Annotated in this window: 20 protein-coding genes; 11 read left to right on the forward strand and 9 right to left on the reverse strand. The window is 36.4% G+C overall.

From position 1 onward, the window contains the following. Nucleotides 1-7: 7 nt before the first annotated feature. The 4 genes from OEW74_RS03965 to OEW74_RS03980 form a co-directional block, all read right to left on the reverse strand. Entirely contained in the window at nucleotides 8-970 is a 963-nt protein-coding gene (locus OEW74_RS03965) for a YihY/virulence factor BrkB family protein (RefSeq protein ID WP_139259964.1), read from the reverse strand. Between the two features lie 146 nt (nucleotides 971-1,116). After that, nucleotides 1,117-1,584: a PA2169 family four-helix-bundle protein gene (locus OEW74_RS03970; protein WP_265427264.1), complete on the reverse strand. Its 468-nt coding sequence runs from the start codon at nucleotides 1,582-1,584 to the stop codon at nucleotides 1,117-1,119. A 295-nt stretch (nucleotides 1,585-1,879) separates the two neighbouring features. Next, nucleotides 1,880-2,287, reverse strand: a complete 408-nt coding sequence (locus tag OEW74_RS03975) for a hypothetical protein (RefSeq protein WP_265427265.1) — start codon at nucleotides 2,285-2,287, stop codon at nucleotides 1,880-1,882. Between the two features lie 17 nt (nucleotides 2,288-2,304). Then, complete coding sequence (locus OEW74_RS03980) at nucleotides 2,305-3,579, reverse strand: NAD(P)/FAD-dependent oxidoreductase (RefSeq protein WP_265427266.1); 1,275 nt, start codon at nucleotides 3,577-3,579, stop codon at nucleotides 2,305-2,307. Nucleotides 3,580-3,858: 279 nt separating this feature from the next. Here OEW74_RS03980 and OEW74_RS03985 point away from each other — a divergent pair, with 279 nt between their 5' ends. Continuing rightward, a complete protein-coding gene (locus OEW74_RS03985; RefSeq protein ID WP_265427267.1) occupies nucleotides 3,859-4,854 on the forward strand; it encodes an SDR family NAD(P)-dependent oxidoreductase in 996 nt (331 codons plus the stop codon). A gap of 213 nt (nucleotides 4,855-5,067) precedes the next feature. Then, complete coding sequence (locus tag OEW74_RS03990; protein WP_265427268.1) at nucleotides 5,068-5,298, forward strand: hypothetical protein; 231 nt, start codon at nucleotides 5,068-5,070, stop codon at nucleotides 5,296-5,298. Between the two features lie 25 nt (nucleotides 5,299-5,323). Here OEW74_RS03990 and OEW74_RS03995 read toward each other — a convergent pair whose 3' ends face one another. Both OEW74_RS03995 and dinB read right to left on the reverse strand, forming a co-directional pair. Next, nucleotides 5,324-8,377: a DNA polymerase III subunit alpha gene (locus tag OEW74_RS03995; protein ID WP_265427269.1), complete on the reverse strand. Its 3,054-nt coding sequence runs from the start codon at nucleotides 8,375-8,377 to the stop codon at nucleotides 5,324-5,326. 7 nt (nucleotides 8,378-8,384) lie between these two features. Beyond that, entirely contained in the window at nucleotides 8,385-9,527 is a 1,143-nt protein-coding gene (gene dinB / locus OEW74_RS04000) for a DNA polymerase IV (protein WP_265427270.1), read from the reverse strand. Nucleotides 9,528-9,588: 61 nt separating this feature from the next. On the opposite strand from dinB, the gene OEW74_RS04005 reads away from it, so the two are divergent. The 3 genes from OEW74_RS04005 (at nucleotide 9,589) to OEW74_RS04015 (ending at nucleotide 11,416) form a co-directional block, all read left to right on the forward strand. Then, nucleotides 9,589-10,365 carry an XRE family transcriptional regulator gene (locus tag OEW74_RS04005; RefSeq protein ID WP_265427271.1) on the forward strand — a complete coding sequence of 259 codons (777 nt, stop codon included), beginning with the start codon at nucleotides 9,589-9,591 and terminating at the stop codon, nucleotides 10,363-10,365. A gap of 127 nt (nucleotides 10,366-10,492) precedes the next feature. Beyond that, entirely contained in the window at nucleotides 10,493-11,107 is a 615-nt protein-coding gene (locus OEW74_RS04010) for an alpha-ketoglutarate-dependent dioxygenase AlkB family protein (RefSeq protein ID WP_265427272.1), read from the forward strand. Between the two features lie 90 nt (nucleotides 11,108-11,197). Then, nucleotides 11,198-11,416 (forward strand): hypothetical protein, encoded by a 219-nt coding sequence (locus tag OEW74_RS04015; RefSeq protein ID WP_265427273.1) that lies wholly within the window; start codon nucleotides 11,198-11,200, stop codon nucleotides 11,414-11,416. A gap of 85 nt (nucleotides 11,417-11,501) precedes the next feature. Here the strand turns inward: OEW74_RS04015 and OEW74_RS04020 are convergent, their stop codons facing one another. After that, complete coding sequence (locus OEW74_RS04020; RefSeq protein WP_265427274.1) at nucleotides 11,502-11,987, reverse strand: DUF4385 domain-containing protein; 486 nt, start codon at nucleotides 11,985-11,987, stop codon at nucleotides 11,502-11,504. A 136-nt stretch (nucleotides 11,988-12,123) separates the two neighbouring features. Between OEW74_RS04020 and OEW74_RS04025 the strand changes: the two genes are divergently transcribed. Next, complete coding sequence (locus OEW74_RS04025; RefSeq protein ID WP_265427275.1) at nucleotides 12,124-13,467, forward strand: exodeoxyribonuclease VII large subunit; 1,344 nt, start codon at nucleotides 12,124-12,126, stop codon at nucleotides 13,465-13,467. Nucleotides 13,468-13,553: 86 nt separating this feature from the next. Here the strand turns inward: OEW74_RS04025 and OEW74_RS04030 are convergent, their stop codons facing one another. Both OEW74_RS04030 and OEW74_RS04035 read right to left on the reverse strand, forming a co-directional pair. Further along, entirely contained in the window at nucleotides 13,554-13,862 is a 309-nt protein-coding gene (locus OEW74_RS04030; RefSeq protein WP_265427276.1) for a DUF2511 domain-containing protein, read from the reverse strand. A 134-nt stretch (nucleotides 13,863-13,996) separates the two neighbouring features. Continuing rightward, complete coding sequence (locus OEW74_RS04035) at nucleotides 13,997-14,890, reverse strand: cation diffusion facilitator family transporter (RefSeq protein ID WP_265427277.1); 894 nt, start codon at nucleotides 14,888-14,890, stop codon at nucleotides 13,997-13,999. A 332-nt stretch (nucleotides 14,891-15,222) separates the two neighbouring features. On the opposite strand from OEW74_RS04035, the gene OEW74_RS04040 reads away from it, so the two are divergent. The 5 genes from OEW74_RS04040 to OEW74_RS04060 all read left to right on the forward strand — a co-directional run bounded on the left by OEW74_RS04040 (nucleotide 15,223) and on the right by OEW74_RS04060 (nucleotide 22,186). Continuing rightward, nucleotides 15,223-15,504, forward strand: coding sequence for a helix-turn-helix domain-containing protein (locus OEW74_RS04040; RefSeq protein WP_142716689.1), 282 nt, complete (start codon nucleotides 15,223-15,225; stop codon nucleotides 15,502-15,504). Between the two features lie 97 nt (nucleotides 15,505-15,601). After that, nucleotides 15,602-17,056: a DUF3945 domain-containing protein gene (locus OEW74_RS04045; RefSeq protein WP_265427278.1), complete on the forward strand. Its 1,455-nt coding sequence runs from the start codon at nucleotides 15,602-15,604 to the stop codon at nucleotides 17,054-17,056. Nucleotides 17,057-17,076: 20 nt separating this feature from the next. Continuing rightward, the gene (locus tag OEW74_RS04050; RefSeq protein WP_265427279.1) at nucleotides 17,077-19,155 is read left to right on the forward strand and encodes a type IA DNA topoisomerase; all 2,079 of its coding nucleotides are present in this window, start codon (nucleotides 17,077-17,079) and stop codon (nucleotides 19,153-19,155) included. 116 nt (nucleotides 19,156-19,271) lie between these two features. Next, a complete protein-coding gene (locus OEW74_RS04055; protein WP_265427280.1) occupies nucleotides 19,272-21,122 on the forward strand; it encodes an HsdM family class I SAM-dependent methyltransferase in 1,851 nt (616 codons plus the stop codon). Continuing rightward, on the forward strand, nucleotides 21,119-22,186 hold the full coding sequence (locus OEW74_RS04060; RefSeq protein ID WP_265427281.1) for a BsuBI/PstI family type II restriction endonuclease: 1,068 nt from the start codon (nucleotides 21,119-21,121) through the stop codon (nucleotides 22,184-22,186). Before OEW74_RS04055 ends, OEW74_RS04060 begins: the two co-directional genes overlap by 4 nt. The last annotated feature ends 144 nt before the right edge of the window (nucleotides 22,187-22,330 follow it).

Consider the following 22,330-nt stretch of genomic DNA (forward strand, 5'->3'; position numbering starts at 1 on the left):
TTCGAAACTAAATCGTCGAATCTTTCACCGTTTTATCAGGAGTTTTTTCAGCAGTTACTATATTTTTCGAATCTTCTTTGGATACTATTTGCGGGCTCCATTTTGCATGTTTTGAAGGTTTAAGTTGATGCCCCATTTTTTTAGCGTAGACCTTAGTGAATTCTGCACCAAAGAAAATAATCTGACAGGTGTAATTAATCCACAACAAGAGTAAAATAACAGTCCCGGCAGTACCAAATGCAGAACTTGGATTGAACGTTTCAAAATAAAAAGTGAGGATATACTTTCCAAGTGTAAACAGTGCAGCTGTTACTGCAGCTCCAACCCACACTGATTTCCATTGTAACTCAACATCCGGCAGAATTTTGAACATGGCTGCGAAAAGAAATAGTGTAACCAGAAAGCCTACAACAATATTAATAATATTCACCAAAACCAGGGTTTCCAACCCGAAACGGTGGATAACCCAATCGTTAGCAAGACCGATGAAAGAACTTAGCAGCAAGGTAATGAGCATAAGAAATGCAATGACAATAATCATCCCCAGAGAATTCGCGCGGTCGAGAAGATATTTTTCCCAAGCCTTTTTAGGAGTTGCTACGATATCCCACAGCTTATTGAGGGATTTTTGAAATTGGAAGAAAAGTGAAGTTGCCCCAAAAACAAGCGTAACGATTCCAATGATTTTCATAACGATGTTCTTTTTATCCACCATGCCGGCTACGACCATTTCTTCAAGACTCTTACCAACATCTTTCCCCATCATGCTCCCGATAAGTTTAGTGATTTCTCCCCGTACCGCTTCTTCACCAAAGAATATACCCGTAAGCCATATCACTATGATTAAGAGCCCAGGAATCGAAAAAATGGCGGTATAGGCTAAGCTGGCAGCCTCGGTTCCCAGATCCCGTGCACTCCAGTCCTTGTATGTCCCTTTAAGTATTTCCCAAAAATTATTAATTGCTTTCATGATGTATAGTATTACCGGTAAAATCAGGTATATAATTTTTACTTACCAATGTGAAACTAACAGAATCAAAACGTTATTACATGGATTTCACTTCCGATTCTTTAATCTGTGAAAATTATGATAGAGTTTCTTAGATACGAAACAGGTTAATCATCTTTCTTTTTATAATGTTCAATGTTATTGAATTGATGGTAAGAAATGCGCAGCTGTCTCAACTGTTCCGCAATTATCTTTGAACTTTCGCTACAAAGATCACCGCTTTTCAATGCATTATCGTATGCTTCAATGGCATGTTTTTCACCAAAAACTACATTCTCCAAGGTTTCTTTATCACTATTACTTGTCGGTATGGAATTTTTAATATCGATCCAAGTCCGGTGTAGACTACCAGCCAGTGATGATGTTTCTTCATCAGGATTTCCACCTCTTTCAGTAATGAGATTAATAATTTCATTCTTCATTATTTTTGACTGAGAGATCATTTTATCATATTCACCCTTTAGATCAGAATAGCTCTCCCAAACTTTTCCTTCTACGCTTTCAAAACCTTTAATTCTGTCATTGGTAATATGAAGTAATTCATTAAGTGCTGAAATTGTTTTATTATTTTCCATACTGAATATTTTTGAATGATTAAACAATAAATATGCCTATGCAATTTGTTTTGTGGTATTTTAAGGCTTTATTTTTATAAAATTCGCAAGCGGACAATGTGTGAATCCATTAGATCTGGGATTTAATTATTTGAACAGCAGTTCATTAATTATTATCATACATAAAAAGTGTTATTTTTAAAAACACAGTAGTAAAATGTTAATAATCATTTGCTGTATACTGAAGTATTTATAAGTCTTATTCCGATATTTTACATGGCATAAAAATTACCCGTGCTCGCAGGGGTAATGAGTCTTACTTAATTTTATCATAGATAAATTTGGTAACTATTGCACCGAAAATATAGTATCCGACGGTCATGAATTTCTTTTTATTATTCTCTGCTACAGGATGATCATTCAAACCCATTTTTTGAGGAAGAACAATGGCTCCTATTCCGGCTGCAATTCCGCTTGCGAAATTATGATTTGTTGCTGTGGTTCCATAGTAAATAGCGTTGCTCACAATGTCACCAGCTAAAGTTGCTGCATACAATTTATCAGGATCAGAAATTTCAAGTGCTGTAGAATCGGTTACTTTTTTTAACGCCTCTTCGCCCACCTCATTGATATGGGGTACGTTGTCAAAATTTTTTCTGACGATTTCGTGGAGTAGGTTAAGTGCGATGGCTCCGCCTAAACCTGCTAACATTTTCTTAAGCATAATATGTATTTTAAAAGTTAATTTTTATTATTCTGACCATTTTTGCCCGGTTGCAAAATCATTCTTATAGAAGGATTATTGGTAATAAATAATCTGAACCATTCCATAGCCAGTCTTACTCTGTTTCTAAAACCCGTCAATGGAATGATATGTATAAAAAGCCAGGTAAGCCATGCGAAAAAACCTGTATAAGAAAATTTAGGCAAATCAACCACGGCTTTGTATTTTGAAATAATGGCCATGCTTCCTTTGTCTTTATACACAAAAGACTGTAAAGGTTTCTGATTATGGAGTTTTATAAAATTTTTAGCGGCTAATTTTGCTTGTTGAATAGCAACCTGAGCAAGCTGAGGATGTCCTTTCGGATAATTTTTATCCGTTAACTGCAAACAGATATCTCCTAATGCCCAGACATTATTAAACCCTAAAACTCTGTTGTATTCATCAACTAATAATCTTCTTCCTTTACCTATACTCGTTTCGGGAATACCCAATACTTCACGACCGATTACCCCGGAGGTCCAGATGAGAGTTTCTGTTTTTATTTTTCTTCCGTCGGATAGTATAACATTTCCCTCAATGTAATCTTTTACTGAAACGTTCAGAAGAATATTGACGCCGAGTCTTTTTAAATTATCATATGCGGTTTTTTTTGCAGCATCACTCATAGGAGCCAACAATGAGGGGAGCGCATCGATCAGATAAAGATGGGAGAGGTTAAGTTCAATTTCAGGATATTCCTTTTCTGCGACAAAAGCACCCATCTCTGCAATCATCCCTGCCAGTTCAACTCCGGTAGGTCCACCCCCTGCAATCACGATATTCTGTAATCTTTCTGCTTTATTCTCATCTTGATTTCTTGAAGCTTTTTCAAGGTTCAGCAGTAAGTGGTTTTTAATATATAAGGCTTCATTAATAGTTTTCATAGGTAGTGCACACTCTTGTACATGATCTAGCCCAAAAAAATTAGTTTCGGTTCCCAGCGCAAAAATCGCATGATCATATGCTATTGAACCGGTATCGGTCTCAATGATCTGAAGTTCTGTATTAATGGATATAAAACTTCCCATATGATACTGAACATTTGTGTAATCTGAGAATAACTTTCTGAATGGATAGCTGATATGTGAAGGTTCAATAAATGCAGTAGCTACCTGATAAATTAACGGAGGAAAGAAATGGTAATTATTTCGGTCAACCAATGTAATGATGAAATCATTAGATTTAGCAATAGTTTTGATGAAATTAATACCTGCAAAACCTCCTCCTATGACGACAATATGTTTTTTCATAAAAGGATATTTTTGTGATTGGTGTATTAAAATGTATCCAATAATAAGACCAATTATATTAAAAAGTGGATTTGTGGTACTTTTTATAAAAACGGAGATACACAAACATTGATAATCATAATTTAGAATTTATAAACCGATTGATTCTAAATAGCCGCCTTTGCTAAAATCACTATTATTCTTGGATGTAAAAATTTGGATGATTGTAATGTGTTTTAAAAATTGTACATCTGGCATAATACATGTTCTATTTGTTACTGAATCTAAAAAAAGAAAGACATGAGAAAAGAAGAACAATTTCAACAGACTTTATTACGAAAAACAGTTGTAATAACAGGTTCTAGCAGTGGAGTAGGAAGGGCTGCTGCAGAGGCTTTTGCATTGGAAGGGTGCAATATAGTTATCGTAGCCAGAGGACAGAAAGGTATAGATGAAGTGGTTGAGCTTTGCAAAGGAATGGGAGTAGAGGTACTGGGAATTTCCGCCGATACATCCGTTGCTGAAGATATAGAACGAGTAGCAGAAGAGACCTTGTCACGATTTGGCAGGATTGATATTTGGATAAATAATGCAGGGGTAATGGCGAGTGGAAAATTTGAAGAGATTCCAATGGAGATTCACGAACAGGTTATTAAAACTAATCTATTTGGCTATATGCATGGTGCTTACAATGCCATTAAAATTTTCAAAAAACAAAATGAAGGGATATTGATAAATAATGTTTCTATAGGCGGATATATGCCAGCACCTTACAGCTCTGTGTACTCAGCAACGAAGTACGGTATCAAAGGGATGATGGATGGTCTTCAAGGTGAGATTTCAAATTATGCAGACATTCATATCTGTAATTTGTACCCTCAACTTCAAAAATCTACCGGGAATCTTCATTCTGCAAAATATTCGGGGTTCAAGATGAGTATACCTCCCATTGCTTCAGATCCAAGGGATACTGCTGCAAAAATGGTTGAATTAGCCAGGAAACCGAAAAAAGATTTATTTCCTGATTTCAGATCTTATGCAATTACATCAATTTACAGGCTTTTTCCCAAATTAGTAATCAATACAGCATCAGCTGGTGTACGTTTAATGATGAAAGTAAAGAATGGTCCTGAAGTATCGGGGAATATACTTGAGCCTTCTCAAGATCCACACAAAATATACGGTACACCCCCTTTGAATACTTCCAAAAGCGTTAAAGTAGCTATATTAGTGGGAATTGTGGCCGGCTTTGCCGTAATAGGATTAAAAAAAGGTTTTGTTAATAAAAAAAGTTAAAAGTATTGAATAATCATATCTTTAAATTTTACAGAAATCAACTTAAGGAAATATAAGAAATCATGCTTTATTGTAAATAGCGAAAGATAAAAAAGCATTACCTCAATGTTCAATCTAATAATTTACACATTTATTATAGTGGATGCTACAAATGATTCAAGTCATAATTTTTAGTCAGGATTGTCAGTAATTTACTGTATAAAATAAATTTATATGAAATATAACGAGGCAATACAATATAAAAATGAGGCTGTAAAAAATGCGGATCAATCTGTTCTGGAAAACTATTATATTATTGTTGTTCCAGCTAATACTGAAGAAAGTACTAAATATATTGAAGAGTATTCGAAACAGCCCGGTAAATTCAAAGATGAGAGTTGTAAGAAGTATTGTTCAAATGGAGAATATGTAGTGGTTAGTTTTAAGAAAAAAATTGAATCATAAATTACAATAGTTGATAATTATTTCTTCAAAACATCTTTTGCCTTGGCAATCCTATTTCATGTTCCTGTGGATAAGGCTTCCGCCAGGTCATACTGATATCTTCATGCAGATTACGCTGAGCTTCCAATGATTTTTCTTTATCCATAGAATATCTTGGATCCGGAATAAAAGGCATTTTCGCCATTTTATGAATGGTAATGGTAGGGAAGTGAAAGTCGACCTCTACTGTTCCCAATAAGAGATAGCAGCCACCCCCCTGAAAAGGATATTCTTCAAGGCAGTTTGGAAAATGAGCGGTATCAAAATATTCTCCTTCCGCATCAATCCAGGTTCCGAAATACATCGTCCCTTTTTTGGTGGGAACATGCTTTCTTGAAATGAGATAAGCGAGCATTTTAATTTGTTTTTTATGAAACCCTATAAGATCTTTGGCCATTACACTGCCTCTGTATCGGGTTTGTAGCAAATCAAAAGGACTGAAAGAAACGGGAAAACCTAATATTTCTATTTCATCAAAAGCATCCTCAAATGGGTTTCTTTCTATAGAAGGAAGCTGATAATCTTTCTGAGGCTCCTCAAGTAAAGTCAGATGCCTAAAGGAAGCCTTATGAGTTCCCAGAAGAAATCTTGATTCAATCAGCAGTTCATGTTTTTGTTTTCCGGTAAAGCGGAATGCGCCAATAAAGATTAAAATTTGCAATGTTTCAATACCAATAGGAATTCTCTTAATAAAATCTTCCAGGGAAGTATAATTTCCATTTTGAGCTCTTTCTTCAGGAATCAGCTGTGCTAATCTCGTTTGCAGTCTTTCAATATGCATCAATCCCAAATAAACATCCGAACCATAAACCGTCGTCTGGTACTGGCTTAAATTAACACAGGCATTATGAATAGAAGCTCCTGACATTCTGGCTTCATGAATATATACCTCAGTTCTGTAAAACCCTCCGCCGTTATTAATGGCAGAGACCATAAATTCGATAGGATAATAGACCTTGAGAAATAAACTCTGATAACTTTCCACAGCATAAGAAGCAGAATGTGCTTTACAGAATGAGTATCCTGCAAAAGATTCGATCTGCCGGTATACTTCCATGGATAACTGTTCACGGTGTCCTAATCTTTTACAGGATTCAAAGAAGTTATCTTTTACTTTCTGTAAAGCTGATAAAGAACGGCCTTTACCGCTCATTGCTCTTCTCAACACATCACCATCAGGAGCGGATAAGCCTCCGAAATGCAGGGCAATTTTAATAACATCTTCCTGATATACCATAATACCATAGGTTTCTCCCAGTTCCTTTTCAAAAACCTCATGGAAATACTCAAATTTTGTAGGATGGTTATGCCTGAAAATATATTCCCGCATCATTCCGCTTTGAGCCACGCCGGGTCTAATAATGGAAGAGGCAGCGACCAGTACTTTATAGTTGTCGCATTTCAATCTTCGGAGTAATCCCCTCATGGCAGGAGATTCAATATAAAAACAGCCAATCGTTTTTCCGGAACTTAAGAATTCATTGCATTTGGCTTCGTCTTTTGACAGAGAAGTGTCCCGGATATCAATATCAATTCCTCTTTTTTCCTTAATCAGCTGTACAGTGTCATCTATAGTTCCTAATCCTCTTTGTGAGAGAATATCAAATTTTTCAAGGCCAATCTCTTCAGCAGTGTACATATCGAACTGTACGATCGGAAAACCTTTAGGAGGCATTTCGAATGCTGAATAATTGGTGATAGGTTCTTCTGATATCAGAATCCCACAGGAATGCATGCTTCTCTGATTAGGAAACTTTTCTAAAAGCTTTCCGTAGTAATGAACCTGTCTGGATATCGAATTAATATCATGTTCCTGGATGGGTTTTGTTGCCAGTGTATCCAATTCCTCTTTCGGAAGACCAAATACTTTTCCTACTTCCCGGAAAATAGAACGGTATTTAAATTCAACATTGGTTCCACAGAAGGCAACATGGTTCTTACCATATTTATCAAAAATATATTCAAGGATAATATCCCTGGTCTGCCAACTCCAGTCTATGTCAAAATCCGGAGGCGTTTTACGGTTGAGGTTTAGAAACCGTTCAAAATATAGATCCAGCTCCAGAGGACATATGTCAGTAATTCCGATGCAGTAACTGACTATTGAATTGGCACCGCTGCCTCTTCCTACATGCATAAACCCCATTCGGTTACTGTATTGGATAATATCCCAGGTGATGAGAAAATAAGCACAGAAATTAAGCTGGTCAATAACCCCCAATTCTTTATCCACTCTTGCTTTCGCCTGTAGATTATCCTCGGAATATCTTTTAGAAAGTCCCTGATATGCTAACTTTTTTAAAAGCTTAGAATCATTTTCTTTGCTGTCTGTGAAATGCTTTTTGTTTTTAGGTGTTGAAAAATCAAAATCAAAATGACAGCTATTGACAATATACTTTGTGTTTTCAATAATCTGTGGCTCATGGTAAAATTGAGCGAGAAGCTCTTTTTTATCAGTAAACATTTCGTTGTCTTTACAGTAATCAGCTTCTGTAAGCTTACTGATCAATGTATTGTGATCGATAGCCCTTACTATTTTATGAAGCTCATATTCTTCAGGGGTGGTAAAGGTAACCGGATGAAGAATAACCATTTTATGAATGAACTGTTTTAATTCCGGTTTAATCAAAAGATTTAACTCGTTCTGTCTGATGCCTATAAATTCATGATCTGCTAATTTTTCAGGAATATTCTCCAGTGGGTAAATAACAAAAGTATCTGTAAAATCAGGATTTGCTTTGGGAATTTCAATGCCTTCACAGTTATATGCGGTTAAAAGCCTGTTGACTTCTGCAATGCTTTTTTGATTTTTGGCCAGGCAGATATAATACAGTTCATCCTGAACCCGTATTTCCACTCCGACGATCGGTTTGATATTATGATCCTGACAAAGTTTGTAGAAATCATAGATCCCGGTAATGGTATTGATATCCGTAAGAGCCAGGGTTTTAATATTAAAATGTACAGCCTGCTTAACCAGTTCTTTAATAGAAATGGTTCCATACCGAAGGCTATGATAAGAATGACAATTCAGAAACATGTTGTACTTATTTTAATAAACCTGAGGCTCTTCCTACACTTGAAGTTCCAAACCTGTTCTTGATTTTATCCATCGTTTGGTACAAGGAGATCAGTTCTTCCGTATCTTCAAAAAGATCCATTTGATGACATCCGTGAACCAGTCCGGTAAACTTTACGCCGACCAATCTTATTCTCATACGTCTGGTATATACTTTTTTAAAGAGTTCCAAAACATACCTGAGCAGGGTGTGATCAGCTGAAGTATAGGGTATCCTACATTGTTTGGTTTCCGTATCAAAATTGGCATAGCGGAGTTTTACCACCACGACTGATACCAGCCATTTCTCTGCCCGGAGCTGATAACAGAGCTTTTCAACCATTCCTGAGAGTATACTTTGAATACCTTGAATATCGATGCTATCCTGGGCAAAAGTATCTTCTGTAGAAATAGATTTTCTTTCCGAATAAGGGATCACAGGATTTTCGTCAATTCCGTGTGCTTTTTTCCAGAGTTCATTTCCATTTTTACCAATCAGCTGCTGAAGAACGTCAACAGGCATTTCTGAAAGCGTTTGTATCGTTCTGATCCCCAATCTTGACAGCAGCTGAAAGGTAACATCGCCAACCATAGGGATCTTCTTAACCGAAAGTGGGTTCAAGAATGATTGAATGTCATGCTGTTTGACTTCAAACCTTCCGGTTGGTTTTGATTCCCCGGTTCCGATTTTGGATACGGTTTTATTGGCAGACAACGCAAAACTTATAGGTAATCCTGTATTTTTCTGTACGCTTTCTGCGATTTCATATGTCCACTTATAGCATCCGAAAAACTGATCCATTCCGGATAAATCCAAATAAAATTCATCGATACTTACCTTTTCCACAACAGGAACTTTTTCCTGGATAATTTCCGTTACCATATGAGACATATTGGAATACATTTCCATATCTCCCTTAATGACTTTAGCTTCGGGGCACAACCGTAAAGCCATTTTAATCGGCATGGCGCTTCTGACTCCGAAAAAACGGGTTTCATAAGAGCAGGACGCCACTACACCACGGTCTCCACCTCCGATGATCACAGGCTTTTTCTCCAATTCGGAGTTTTTCAGCCTTTCACAGGAAACAAAGAACGTATCCAAATCCATATGTACAATTGCTCTTTCCATGTGACAAAATTAGTTACGTTTTGAAACAAATTTTGTATTTTTGTTGTCTAAAATTGTAACAATGTCAAAATTCTCTGATAACATCGTGTTTTTGAGAGGAAAGAAAAATATGACTCAGCAAGAGCTGGCAGATCTATTAATTCTTACCCGATCCAGATATGTCGCCTATGAATATGGCAGAACAGAACCTCCTATTGAAATATTGCTTAGAATTTCAAAATTCTATAACATAAGCATCGACTTATTGTTGACTGTAGATGTCAGAAAATTTTCTATCGAGGAACTCATGGAGCTTCCTGAGAATAGGATTGTTCTTCCTATAAAGGTTGATCAGGATGGAAACAATCAGATTGAGATTATCCCCCAAAAAGCTTCTATGGGCTACTTGAATGGCTATGGAGATCCGGAATATATAGAAAGTCTGGAGACCATATCATTACCTTTTTTAAAAGGTGGTAAGTTCAGGGCATTTCCAGCTGACGGAGATTCAATGCCCCCCTATAAGAACGGAACCTATATCGTAGGAAAATATGTAGAAAATCTTTCGGATTTGAAAACGGACAGAACGTATGTTTTCATTACCACCAATGATGGTATCAGTTACAAAAGGTTTCAGTTTCATGAAGCAGATGGTATATGGGTGAAGGCTGACAATCAATTTTATGAGCCATATAAAATTCCATTGCCTGAAATTAAAGAGATCTGGGAATTTGCCTGTAGTATTAATACCAAAGAATATGAGCCTAATGAATTTGCAGAACATCATATTCAAAATTTTATCACAGAAATTAAAACTGATATCAGACAGATCAAAGAAAAAATGGGAGATAAGAATTGAATTTATTTTGAGTACATGGCATAATCAAAAAACTTCCCCGAAGGGAAGTAAAAACACAAATGATGAAAAAAAATTATTCCGTAAAAACGGAATAAGACAAAGTTAAATGATTTATAGAAAAATTACAATGAGTCAGCTTAGTTTATTTGATGCAGAAGAGTTGTATGAGTTTCCAAAAGACCTTTTGGAATACAGAGAGAGTTTTCTCAGTAGGGAAGAAGCCGATCTGCTTAAAAACAAATTGTTGGAAACGGCTCCCTGGGAACAGCGTACTCAAAAAATGTATGATAAGATGGTGCTTACTCCAAGATTGACCGCTTGGTATGGGGATTCAAAATATAATGATTCTGAAGCAGATAAAAAGCCAACCCATCCATGGACTCCTGAATTGTTTTCATTAAAACAAAGAATTGAAAAGGAATTTGGCTGCCAATTCAATGGGGTTCTGTTAAATCTGTACCGTGATCATAATGACTCCGTTGCCTGGCATCGGGATAAGGAAAGCCGTTATGGGAAACGACCTGTCATCGCATCAATAAGTCTTGGACAAACCAGAAACTTTGATTTCAGAAAAAAAGACCATCATCAAAGTAAATACAGTCTGCCACTTCCTAATGGCTCATTACTGATTATGAAAGGTGATCTTCAGGAAAGTTGGGAGCATCGGATCGCTAAGTCTACTGTTCCAATGAAAGAAAGAATTAATCTCACATTTCGATTCATCCGAATGTTAGGTCAATAATATTTAAATGTATTAACTTCCAACTTAACGTCTTGTTTGCAAAAAGAAAATTCATGTTCTCCGACAGATATAAAATTAAAAACCAACCCTATGTCCATCACATATTACGATTTTAAAAATCTATCAAAGGAATCTCAATATAAACTTGTTAGTGCTGAAGGAGTTGTAATCAGTGAGACTCATAAGAATAAACTAAAGTTTATACTGTATAAATTATCATCCTTTTCGGTTGAAATTGTTTATAATGTTACCAATGAGAAGATAGAAGGTTTAAATGTATTTCAGAATAACGCAGCGTATGAAAAATAGCATCTATAAATTATTACAATAGTTATAACCCAGTTAAAGTCCTGCTGTTTCAAAAAAGAGGATATAATAAAGTTGTCAAAACAATTTATCCATACTTCTCTTTCCATATTTTTTTTAATTGGGTGTATTTTTGGTTTTTCTCTGCTTCTTTCCATTTTTTATAAAAAATATCCGCAGCTTTAGCTTTCTCTGGATCGCCCGTTCCTTTTTCCAACTGCTGATATCCCTTTTCAGCATTGTATTTTTTGCCTCCTTTAAAATTAAAGTACCGCCTTGCCCTTGTAAAGCCCATTTGAAGATATTTTCTTGCCATATCTGCTCCGACAAAGTCATCCTGTTCCAGGTAATCCAAAAATATAGAAAAGATCATTTCTGAGCTTACTTTGGCAATTTCTGTATTTTTGAAACGCCAGTGTTTTCCTATTTCTGACTTATAAGGTTCACAGATCAAAACGCCCTGTTCACCTTTACCAACTTTATATTTCTCAGGATACAGACGGTAGTCTATATCGGGCTTCCAGGCATAGTTGTCCTTATCAAAATTGAGGTATGTTGGTTTGTCGCTGATCATTTAAAGGAAGAAACAAACATGATGCCCTTGACTTGTTATTGTCTGTTATTTAATGAAATCCTTTATGGTCCAATACACTTCCAGTTATTCAATAGCATTATCTTTGTGTGAATTTTGATTTAAAATATGATTATCCATGGAAGGCAATGAAGTGAGTTATCCGGTTTATTCTCCGGCGTCGGTAATAGGGATTTTCAGCAATGCGCTGAAAATTAATGCGATGGTAAACCTCATTTATCTTAAAGGAAGATATTCCTATGGTGCAGGTAAGGCTTATGGTAATTATTATTATGACCAGCTTTTCTCGGAAGGGGATAATGTATCTATTGGAATCCGTATCTCTTCGCTGCTTAGAAGTAAGATCATAAACAATGAAATCTATACTTTGAGAGGATTTATTGAGAAAAGTATCAAGAATTCATCTATTGAGCTCCGTTTTGTGGTCGATGAGATCGTCCAGCAGGAGGAAAAATCGATATCGGAAGATGAACTGGAACGATACGGTCTGATACAAAAAAAGTTGGAGCAGGGATCAAAGAACCTGGAGACAATGGTCAGAAATAAAATGCTAAAAGATGAAAAAATCAGAATTATCAATATTTATGGTAACAATGCCATTGTCCAAAAGGATTTTTACGAAGGGCTGGATGTTTCAGTAAAGTACTTCGATATTTCAGATGATAGCTGCAATATCACTTCCTCAACGGCCATTATCTCAAAACTAAAAGAAATTTCAGCATTGGATTACGATATTGTTGCCTTGGTAAGGGGAGGTGGTGATCGCCAAAGTATGGAAACTTTCAATGACATCAGCCTCTCAGAGGTCTTCATTACGATGGCTCCTATAACCGTAACAGCAATCGGCCATACCGTCGATGAAACATTACTCGATAAACTTGCCGATAAAAGATTTCACCTTCCCCACGATTATGGTGCTGGACTTCATTCCATCACCGAAAAGTTATCACATGAAAGATCCAATTCTAGGGCATTATTGATCGATGAGGTCAAAAAAGATGTGACAAAGCAGTTTTCGGAGCAGGTGGAAACCCTGGAAAAACAATTGAAAAAGAAAAATGAGGAATTTACAGAGGCTCAAAAAACCTATAAAGAACAGATAGAAAACCATAACAAAACTTTTGCGGATCAGCTAAAGGTCAGAAATGAAGAATTTCAAAAGCTTCAGGTATCTTCTACTGAACAGCTGGAGGGTATGCAAAAGAATTTCCAGGAGCAACAGAAACAGCGACAGCAAGAAATGGAAAACTACAAAAAAGAGATGGCAGTTTTATACGAAAAAAATGTTCAATCTTCAATCAATGAAAGAACGGCGTCTTTAAATACCACAGTGGAAACTTTGAGACAGGAAAATGCCAGATTAAATCAAGAAGTTCATAGCAGTAAAAATGATTACGTTAAAATTATCATCGCATTTTTATTGGCACTGGTCATTGGTTTTATGCTTGCAAAAATTCTTTAAAAGAAATAGGAATATGCGCTTTTTACCTAAGCCGAATGATCGGGTAACTTCTTAATGAATACATAGATAATGACGGATTGTCATTATTATTTATTCCCACAGAGTGTAAGTCCCTGCGTTATAAAATCTCCGTAAGAAATTTTTAACCCTTTCCAATTGGGGTCATCCAACCAGATCTCTTCAATCTTACTGATAGACGGATCATTATGTGAAGCGCCTTTTGCAGAACCATTTAGCGCATAGACCTTACCATTATTTGCCCTGCCATAGATCTCTTTGTAACCTGAACAGTAGACCTCTAATTCATTAACGGAAAAAGGCCATTCTCCTATATAGTTCTGTCTGGTAAATGTAAGGGTGTTTCTTGGCTGAGGTGAATTGCAGGAGAAGATCAAAAGAAAGATTGAAAATAGAATAAGATTTTTCATGGAACAGTATATATTTCTGACAAATGTAGAAATGTCAGCATTCAGATTTTTACGGAATTCCGTAAAAATTGAAAATTCCTAAGATCATAAAATATAATAAGTTATTCCGGTTGAATAATTACGAACCTTACGAATGGGAATTCATTTTTAATATGGTCGCGAATACGATGTATGGCCTCTGTGATCTCTTCTGTATCCAAATGATCTTCGAAATCGATGATCAGCATCAGTACTACTTCTTCAGGTGACTGGTATGTAGAGAGTATACTTTTTGTTCTGACGACAGCAGTATCTTTTTCAGCCAGTTTAGCAATCTTTTCTCTTGTTTCAGGTGCTATGCCTTCACCCATCAGAAGGCTCCTGCTTTCCCTGGCCAGAATAAGCGAGACAAAAACCAGTATTAATCCTACGATTACCGATGCCAATCCATCCAATTCAGGAATTTGTAACCAGTGGCTGATCCCCATTAATATCATAACAACAAGCAGACCGGCCACTGCGGCACCATCTTCAAAAACCACAAGAAAGCTTCCCGGATCTTTGCTTTTGATGATCGCATCCCACCATCTCAACCCGTTACGGGTTTTGTTAAATTCTTTTACAGCGATAAACAAAGAGGTACCCTCGAAAATAAGGGAAAGTATCAATACAATATAATTCCAGAATGGATCTTTCATCACCTCTGGTTCCATAATGTGTAAAATTCCCTGATAGATGGATAAAGCACCCCCTAAACCAAATATAAGAATTGAAACCACGAAGGACCAGAAATAGAGCTCCTTGCCGTATCCAAATGGATGAGACTCATCTGCAGGCTTCCTGCTCCTTTTGATTCCGTATAAAAGCAGCAGCTGATTCGCGGTATCTACTGTTGAATGAATTCCTTCGGATATCATGGAAGAACTATTGGTAAATGCCCCTGCAATAAACTTTGTAAGAGCGATCAGTAGGTTAGCGGCAAGTGCACTGTAAATTGATTTGCGATTATTGGCCATTAATGATGGATATTAATAAGAGAACAATAAAATTACTTCAATACATTAAAACAGATAGATTTCCTATGTGAGCTGATGTATTTAAATCATTAATAAAATTATGGCTTTTGTTTCAAAATAAAAAATATCTGATACAGATACTTAGAATTGAATTTTTGAATTAAAACAATTTTATCGCTTCCATTATTATCTTATGGATTAAGATATCGACCATTCTTAAAAGCTATTAAAAAAAATAAGTAAGAATCTTTTCGTTACTACGAAAAAGTAGTGATTTTATATGATTTCTCTTGTTCAATTTTACATCATCAGCAATCATAAAAATCACACTTATGAATATTGAAAGAACAGAATTTATAGCCTGGATGGAGAAAATCATGGAAAGATTTGATCTACTGAAAGAGCAAATGATTAAGAACCAATCCAGATTTATAGAAGTAGACGGAGAGCAGCTTCTGGATAACCAGGATGTTTTACAGCTTTTAAAGATAAGTTCCCGATCATTACAGAGGTATAGGACTGATAAAAAGCTGCCTTACTATACGATCAGCGGAAAGTTATACTATAAACTTTCGGATGTCCATCAATTGATCAGAGAATGTTTAAACTCTTGATCGTAACAAGACATCCACAGCCAAATCATTCACCACTATTCCAATCTTCAGGATTTTTTTAATTGACCTATACCTTGGTTCCATTAAATGAAATACAATGGAAAATGAATTGATAACCCCTCAGGAACCCAATGAACTCAAATCGGCAACAGATACACTCCTTGTCTTGAACATCCATACCAACCAGGTTGAGATGGTCAAAGGAATTGATAAAGATGGGAATCTGCAAAAGGTTCCTCCACAAGAAAAAAAGGATAATGAGCCGCTGATCAGAGTTGATAAACATGGAGATATTTTTTCCAACTTCTTTTCCAATTTTTACCGGCAGCTTAAAAATCCCACGCATTTCAACTTTTTCAAAGTTTCGGAATACGATGCAGTTAATACCGCGCAGGATCTCCAAAAATATGTCGATCAGGCATCTCCTGAAGAAAAAGAAAAGCTGAAAGACTATGAAATTTTATCTCAACACAACAAAAATCCAAAAAATCAAAATACAATGGACAACAACACAGACAATCAGGAATATCGTTTTCAGCCTGAACAGATCGACTGGAAAACGATGGAAAAGTTCGGACTTAATCAGGAGAAGCTTGAAAAAATGAATGCGATGGATTCATTACTCAGAGGTTTTAAAACCAATACATTAATTCCGATAACCATTAATCTAGGAACGGCAGTGAGCAAAATGGATGTTCGATTATCTCTTCAAACAGGAGATACAGGACAGGTTGCCGTTCATCTGCATGGAATCCGAAAAGAGCCCAGTCTCAATAATAAATTCTTAGGGCATCAGTTCAGTGATGAAGATAAAAAGAATCTTAGAGAAACCGGGAATATGGGCAGGGTAGTAGATTTGGTCAATCCTAAAACAGAAGAAATCATTCCATCAGTGATCAGCCGTGACCGTTTAACCAATGAATTGGTTGCCTATCGGGCAGAATACATGAAAATTCCTGATGAAATCAAAGGAATTAGGCTTGATGAACATCAGAAACAAACCCTACTGGAAGGAGGTCCATTGTATCTTGAAGGCATGACCTCTAAAAAAGGTGAACTTTTCGATGCCACTGTACAGTTCAATGCGGATAAGCGGTATGTGGAATTTTTGTTCAACAATAATCAGAATCAACAACAAAGTCAACAGCACAATCATAACCAACAGCAAACTCAACCTACGGATCAGGAAGCACCCAAAGTATTCAGAGGAAAAGAACTGGACGATTCACAGTATGAAAAATTTAAAGCCGGGCAAACCGTGTACGTTGACGGCCTTACCGATGCTAAGGGTAAAGCCTATCAAGGTTATATTACCTTCAACAAAGAAACTTCCAAAACCGACTTTTCATTCACTCATCCTAATAAACTTAAAGATGAGGCAAAACCTACAGAAGATCATAAAACCCAAACTGCGGTTAACACCCAGGGTAAGACCAATGAAGCTACTAAAAATGTGAAGGAGCCTTTAGAATCAAAACAGCAGCAGCCTGTTAATAAACAGCAGGAAGATCAGCAAAAAAAGGTTAGAAAACCAAGAAGACAAAAACTATAATCATCATCTAAATCAATCATATGAAAGCAATCATCGCAGAAAAACCGAGTGTCGCAAGAGAAATCGCACAATTGTTGGGAGCCCATGAAAAGAAAGATGGTTATTTATCCGGTAACGGCTATTGTGTCACCTGGGCATTAGGACATCTGATCGCATTAGGAATGCCGGAGGATTATGGTATAAGAGGCTTTAACAAAGCCTCTTTGCCTATCTTTCCGAACCCTTTTATTCTAGCTCCCAAAAAGCTAAAGAAAGCAAAAGGCTATGAGCCTGATCCTTCAGCTTTAAAACAACTCAACACCATAAAGCAAGTCATCAGTCAATGCAGCAGTATCATTGTAGCAACAGATGCAGGAAGGGAAGGAGAGCTGATCTTCCGCTATATCTATCATTACATACAATGTAACAAACCTTTTGAAAGACTCTGGATAAGCTCTCTTACCGAAAAGGCAATACAGGACGGTTTTAAAAAACTTCAGTCAGGCGATACCTTTGACGGTCTATATCAAGCTGCTAAAGCCAGAAGTGAAGCAGACTGGGTGGTGGGAATTAATGCTACTCAGGCATTAACCATCGCAGGAAACCAAGATGTTTATTCATTAGGCAGAGTGCAGACACCGACCCTTGCTTTAATCTGCCAACGGTTTCTTCAGCATCAAAACTTCACCAAGCAAAAGTACTTTCAAATCCAGCTGAGTCATAGAAAAGAATATACAGACTTCACCAGCCTTTCCCTATTACAATGGGAAGAAAAAAAGCAGGCAGAACAAATCCAAAAATCGATAGAGCGGGAGGGAAGAGCCGTTGTGGAAGATGTATCCATTACAACAGTGCAGGAACAGTCTCCGTTACTTTTCGATCTCACAGAATTACAGAAAGAAGCCAACAGAAAGCTTGGTCTTTCTGCCGATGAGGTTTTACAGATTGCCCAAAGCTTGTATGAAAAGAAATTCATTACCTATCCCAGAACCGGGAGCAAGTATATTCCTGAAGATTTATGGCCTGAAATTCCTGAACTGGTCAGAATCCTCAATGCAACCGATCATTTCAAGGCACCCATATCAACTTTAAAATTCGGAAACTTCAACAGGCGGATTGTGAATGATCTAAAAGTTACCGACCATCACGGATTACTCATAACAACCAAAACACCTTCCGCACTTAGCGCTACGGAAAAAGCCATTTATGATATGATTGCTTACCGCTTATTGGAATCCTTGTCCCATGCCTGCACCAAACAAGTCAGCCACATCACCATCAAAGTTCATCATTATGAATTCCAGATCAAGGGATCCAAAATACTCAACAAAGGCTGGCGAGCCATCAAAGGAATTCTATCTGATAATGAAAATTCCAATAATAAAAATGAAGTCCTTACTGAACTTCCGGAATTCAAAATCGGAGATGAACTGAAGATTTCAAAAACCGACTTACTTGAAAAAACAACCCAGCCTCCCAAACTTTTCACAGAAGCTGACCTTTTATCAGCGATGGAAAATGCTGGTAGATCTATTGAAAACAAAGAAGAACAGAAAGCACTCTCCAATATCGGCATCGGAACACCAGCCACCAGAGCTTCCATTATCGAAACGCTGCTCAGCAGAAACTATATCATCAGGAAAAGCAAAACGTTGCATCCTACAGATAAAGGCCTACAGGTTTACAACCTTGTCAAAGACAAAAAAATAGCCAATGTACAAATGACAGCAGAGTGGGAGATAGCATTAGACAAGATTGAAAAAGGTGATCTCAAAAAAGAACAATTCCTCACCGATATCAAAGACTATACAACAGAGATCACCAAAGAACTATTATCATTAATTATTTCCCAAGAAAATATCCCCGAACTCAAATGCCCCAAATGTCAAAAGCACAATCTTATTATCAAAGACAAAATCATAAAATGTTCAGATGAACAATGCGGTTGGATTCTCTTCAGAACCATATGCGGAGTACAACTCAGTATTAAAGATCTTACTTTACTATTAACTCAAAACAAAACATCCTTAATCAAAAACATGAAAAGTAAAAACGGTAAAAAGTTTGATGCTTTTCTATCATTAAAAGATGATCTCAGTACATCATTCATATTTCAATAAATCAATTTTAATACGACATGATTTGTCGTATTAACGTTTTAGCTTTGTCAATGAGAATTGTGATGAAAAAGTTTCTTGTATAAAAATTACAGTTTAATTATATTTGAAAATATATTATGAACACGACATTAAGCCATAAAAGAATTGCAGTGAAATCTGCAATAACAAAAGAAATCCTAGCTATTTTAAATAGCAAAAGCAACGACCCGCTTAAAACGTTGTCGAGTGGTAGAATTATGGCTAAAGCTTGGGCAAAACAATTTGAAGATGATATTAGGTTAGGTAATGTACAATACTTTATGCAGCGTGTTATCAATTCTTATTGGAATTCAATTATAAAATCCTTTCCTATAGAACTTGGTCAAATTAATATCGTTTCTGTTGAATTTGACAATAGCATTGAGGCTGTCGCCAGTGTAATTGGCCAAGCAGCAGCTGAATTAGATGTTATTAAAGCTTCGTATGAGCTAGGAAACTTATATACCAGCATTCTCCCGGAAAAGTTGAGATCAGATAACGGAGTATTTTATACTCCACCAGCACTTACGGATAGACTATTGAATTCTGTTGAAAAAGCTGGAGTAGATTGGGCATCTTCATCTGTTGCTGATCCGGCATGTGGGGGTGGAGCTTTTTTAGCGCCGATAGCTCTTCGCATAATTTCAGCAATTCATTTTCTGTCACCTGAAGAACAATTACAACATTTGGAACAGAATCTGAAAGGGTATGAAATTGATCCATTTTCTGCATGGCTAACAGAAGTATTTTTACAAGTCGCAGTCAAGGACGTTATGAGCTTAGCTGGGCGTCGTATTAAATCTATAGTAACGATATGTGATACACTTGCATATTTTGCTGATAAAAAGAATAACAGGGAATTTGATGTTATTATCGGGAACCCTCCTTATGGTAAATTGTCATTAACTAAAGAAATTAGAGAAGAATACAGGGAAAGCCTATTTGGACATGCGAATCTTTATGGATTGTTTACTCATTTGGCTATTAAGCTTGTTAAAGCTGATGGAATTGTGGGATATCTAACACCTACCAGTTTTCTTTCTGGTGAATATTTTAAAAATTTGAGAATGTTCATTCGAAAAGAAACAAGTCCTTTAACAATTGACTTTGTTGCTGGAAGAAAAGGAGTATTTGAAGATGTACTTCAAGAAACACTACTGGCAGTCTATAAAAGAAAAAATAAATTATACTTTGAAAGTCTTGGAGTTGAGATTAATGAGATTGCGACTTTACCTAATGGAAAATTAAGGATTTCTTCGGCTGGTAAATATCAATTACCTATCGGCACGAGCTCTCCTTGGATATTACCAAGAGATAATAAGCATGCTAAAATTGTAGCAGCAATGTCAAATATGAAAGATACTCTTAATACTTATGGATATAAAGTAAGTACTGGTCAGTTGGTTTGGAATAGACATAAGAAACAATTGTCAGATAAAAAGAGTAGAAGCTCATTTCCTATAATTTGGGCGGAAGCTGTTTCCAAAGATGGTCATTTTCAGTTGAAATCAGAGAAAAAGAATCATAAAAAATGGTTTAGTTTTAAAGAAGATAATAACTTCTTGTTGACCAAGAAATCATGCGTGCTGCTTCAGCGAACCACTTCGAAAGAACAGGAAAAACGACTAATTACAGCTGTACTTCCTGATGAATTATTTAAAGAATATGAAGCTGTTCTTATTGAAAATCACTTGAATATGATTATTCCAATATCTTCTGATCCTCTGGTCAATCTTAAAACCCTATCAACTTTCTTAAATAGCAAAGTGGTAAATGATGCATTCCGGACAATCAGTGGGAGTGTTGCGGTATCAGCATATGAACTTGAATCATTACCATTACCCGAGCCATCAAAATTAAAACGTTTACAAATACTAATTAACAAAAATGCAAGTCTTGATCTTATTGAGAAGGAATGTACAAAAATTTATACGAAAACTAATCCATGAGTAAACTCCCTCCTTACGTAACAAGAGAATTAATCCACGAACGTCTACCAACAATATTCCCCGAAGGTACCACCAATAGAAATTATATTATAAGAGAGATGGCTGCTAGTACCATTTTTACCATGCTTTATATTGGCGCTGTTGAGGGCGAAGAGACTTTTATTGGACCAGTCCATGTTTATAGAATGACCACCGAACAATCAGCATTAGCTGATGAGGAAAGCCGTAAGGACTATGGACAAAAAGCAATGTCTAAAGGTTTTCAACCTGAAGGTAAGAGGTGGTATGCAGATAACACTAGAGAACCCATTAGAGATGAAACTTTACGGGAGGGACTTATACAGGTGGGAGCTGTTACATCAAAAGCTGGTCTTCCAACTACGTCAAGTCGTCCAAGATATGCTTTACAGAAATGTTTTGCTAAATTGTTTGATCCTGACTTATTAGACGAGGAACTCGATGAAGCAATTAAAGACTGGCAGGAGAAAAACTTATCTGCAGCCGCCAGAGCAAGAATCACTCTTGCCTCAAGAACTGCTGATGAAAATTCTGAACGTGTTTTGGTAACATTTCCGAACGGGGAAGCACGAAATCTCAGTGCGGGTCTTAGTTCAATAATATCAAAGGCTGTGGTGGAAGTGTTTGCTCATAAATTTCTTAAAAAGCCTGCTGTATTATGGTTGAGTACAAGTGATGCTAAAGTTACCTTTGTTGATGATGTAGTAGCCAAAGCTATTGGTCTTGATATTGAAGTGGATAAAAACCTGCCGGATGTTATTTTAGTTGATCTTGGAACTACTGAACCTCTGTTAATTTTTATTGAAGTTGTGGCAACAGATGGCCCTATTTCTGAAAGACGAAAATCTGCCTTATATGAGATAAGTGATAAGGCGGGATTTGATCGTAAACATATAGCATTTGTTACAGCTTATAAAGAAAGGCAGGTACAACCATTTCGTAAGACAATTCCTGATTTAGCCTGGGGTAGTTTTGCCTGGTTTATGTCTGAACCAGATCATTTGATTTTCTTAAGTGATGTAGAGAGGAAATTGTTTGAATTCTAATAGCAGTATTTTATTTATTGACTCCATTTATTTACGGAAACACGTAACTACCGATAATGTATTTTTAATATATTTGGCAATAATGTTATTAATGACAACATTAGAAAAAATTATTAACTATATACAGTAGAATTGTATTCTATT

This window comes from Chryseobacterium sp. YIM B08800 (genome assembly GCF_026163565.1).
Classification (GTDB): domain Bacteria; phylum Bacteroidota; class Bacteroidia; order Flavobacteriales; family Weeksellaceae; genus Chryseobacterium.

Excerpts from the sequence above, each read along its gene's own strand:
- OEW74_RS03965 (WP_139259964.1), bottom strand. The coding sequence starts at position 970 with ATGAAAGCAATTAATAATTTTTGGGAAATACTTAAAGGGACATACAAG.
- OEW74_RS03970 (WP_265427264.1), bottom strand. The coding sequence starts at position 1,584 with ATGGAAAATAATAAAACAATTTCAGCACTTAATGAATTACTTCATATT.
- OEW74_RS03975 (WP_265427265.1), bottom strand. The coding sequence starts at position 2,287 with ATGCTTAAGAAAATGTTAGCAGGTTTAGGCGGAGCCATCGCACTTAAC.
- OEW74_RS03980 (WP_265427266.1), bottom strand. The coding sequence starts at position 3,579 with ATGAAAAAACATATTGTCGTCATAGGAGGAGGTTTTGCAGGTATTAAT.
- OEW74_RS03985 (WP_265427267.1), top strand. The coding sequence starts at position 3,859 with ATGAGAAAAGAAGAACAATTTCAACAGACTTTATTACGAAAAACAGTT.
- OEW74_RS03990 (WP_265427268.1), top strand. The coding sequence starts at position 5,068 with ATGAAATATAACGAGGCAATACAATATAAAAATGAGGCTGTAAAAAAT.
- OEW74_RS03995 (WP_265427269.1), bottom strand. The coding sequence starts at position 8,377 with ATGTTTCTGAATTGTCATTCTTATCATAGCCTTCGGTATGGAACCATT.
- dinB (WP_265427270.1), bottom strand. The coding sequence starts at position 9,527 with ATGGAAAGAGCAATTGTACATATGGATTTGGATACGTTCTTTGTTTCC.
- OEW74_RS04005 (WP_265427271.1), top strand. The coding sequence starts at position 9,589 with ATGTCAAAATTCTCTGATAACATCGTGTTTTTGAGAGGAAAGAAAAAT.
- OEW74_RS04010 (WP_265427272.1), top strand. The coding sequence starts at position 10,493 with ATGAGTCAGCTTAGTTTATTTGATGCAGAAGAGTTGTATGAGTTTCCA.
- OEW74_RS04015 (WP_265427273.1), top strand. The coding sequence starts at position 11,198 with ATGTCCATCACATATTACGATTTTAAAAATCTATCAAAGGAATCTCAA.
- OEW74_RS04020 (WP_265427274.1), bottom strand. The coding sequence starts at position 11,987 with ATGATCAGCGACAAACCAACATACCTCAATTTTGATAAGGACAACTAT.
- OEW74_RS04025 (WP_265427275.1), top strand. The coding sequence starts at position 12,124 with ATGGAAGGCAATGAAGTGAGTTATCCGGTTTATTCTCCGGCGTCGGTA.
- OEW74_RS04035 (WP_265427277.1), bottom strand. The coding sequence starts at position 14,890 with ATGGCCAATAATCGCAAATCAATTTACAGTGCACTTGCCGCTAACCTA.
- OEW74_RS04040 (WP_142716689.1), top strand. The coding sequence starts at position 15,223 with ATGAATATTGAAAGAACAGAATTTATAGCCTGGATGGAGAAAATCATG.
- OEW74_RS04045 (WP_265427278.1), top strand. The coding sequence starts at position 15,602 with ATGGAAAATGAATTGATAACCCCTCAGGAACCCAATGAACTCAAATCG.
- OEW74_RS04050 (WP_265427279.1), top strand. The coding sequence starts at position 17,077 with ATGAAAGCAATCATCGCAGAAAAACCGAGTGTCGCAAGAGAAATCGCA.
- OEW74_RS04055 (WP_265427280.1), top strand. The coding sequence starts at position 19,272 with ATGAACACGACATTAAGCCATAAAAGAATTGCAGTGAAATCTGCAATA.
- OEW74_RS04060 (WP_265427281.1), top strand. The coding sequence starts at position 21,119 with ATGAGTAAACTCCCTCCTTACGTAACAAGAGAATTAATCCACGAACGT.